The 1,315-nt window shown below is 69.7% G+C and carries 1 protein-coding gene; it reads left to right on the top strand.

The window, feature by feature from the left end; translation table 11 throughout:
- Positions 1-1,315: histidine ammonia-lyase (gene hutH / locus C7411_RS36810; RefSeq protein ID WP_116603309.1), on the top strand; the 1,315-nt coding region annotated here is incomplete at both ends.

The raw sequence follows: 1,315 nt of genomic DNA, 5'->3' as shown, positions 1-1,315 counted from the left end.
GCGGGCGCACGCGCCGTTGCCGAGATCACGGCGAAGGGCGAGCCCGCCTACGGCATCAATACGGGCTTCGGGCGTCTGGCGAGCACGCATATCCCGAGCGATCAGCTCGAACTCCTGCAGCGCAATCTGGTGCTGTCGCACGCCGTGGGCGTGGGCGAGCCGATGTCGCGTCCCGTCGTGCGCCTCTTGATGGCGCTGAAGCTGTCGAGCCTGGGCCGCGGCTATTCGGGCATCCGCCGCGAAGTGATGGACGCGCTCATCACGCTGTTCAACGCCGACGTGCTGCCGCTCATTCCCGTGAAGGGTTCCGTGGGCGCCTCGGGCGATCTCGCGCCGCTCGCGCACATGTCGGCGGTGCTGCTCGGCATCGGCGAGGTGTTCATCCGCGGCGAGCGGGCGAGCGCCGAGGCGGGTCTCGCGGCTGCGGGCCTCAAGCCGCTCGCGCTGCAGGCCAAGGAAGGTCTCGCGCTGCTCAACGGCACGCAGGCTTCCGCCGCGCTCGCGCTCTACAACCTGTTCGCGATCGAAGACCTCTACCGCACGGCGCTCGTGTCGGGCGCACTCTGCGTGGATGCCGCGGCAGGCTCGGTGAAGCCGTTCGATGCGCGCATTCACGAACTGCGCGGCCATCGCGGCCAGATCGAGGCGGCCGCGGCCTACCGCACGCTGCTCGAAGGCTCGGCGATCAACCTCTCGCACCGCGACTGCGGCAAGGTCCAGGACCCGTACTCGCTGCGCTGCCAGCCGCAGGTGATGGGCGCGTGTCTGGACCAGATGCGCCACGCGGCGCAGGTGCTGCTCGTCGAGGCGAACGCGGTATCGGACAATCCGCTGATCTTCCCGGAAACGAATGAAGTGCTCTCGGGCGGCAACTTCCACGCGGAACCGGTGGCCTTCGCCGCCGACAACCTCGCGCTGGCCGCCGCCGAAATCGGCGCGCTGGCCGAGCGCCGCATCGCGCTGCTGATCGACGCGACGCTTTCGGGCCTGCCGCCTTTCCTCGTGAAGGACGGCGGCGTGAACTCGGGCTTCATGATCGCGCACGTCACGGCCGCCGCACTGGCTTCGGAAAACAAGACGCTCGCGCATCCGGCCTCGGTCGATTCGCTGCCGACCTCGGCGAACCAGGAGGACCACGTCTCGATGGCGACGTTCGCGGCGCGCAAGCTTGCCGACATCGCCGGCAACACGGCCAACATCCTCGCGATCGAACTGCTCGCGGCCGCCCAGGGCGTGGATCTGCGCGCGCCGCACCACACGAGCCCGGCGCTCGCGCACGTGATGCAGTCGGTGCGCGCCGAGGTGCCGCACTACG

Origin of the sequence: Paraburkholderia silvatlantica (assembly GCF_003096715.1) — a bacterium.
Classification (GTDB): domain Bacteria; phylum Pseudomonadota; class Gammaproteobacteria; order Burkholderiales; family Burkholderiaceae; genus Paraburkholderia; species Paraburkholderia silvatlantica.
Note: the sequence above shows the minus strand (reverse complement) of the source record. Positions and strands in the feature narration are given on the sequence as shown.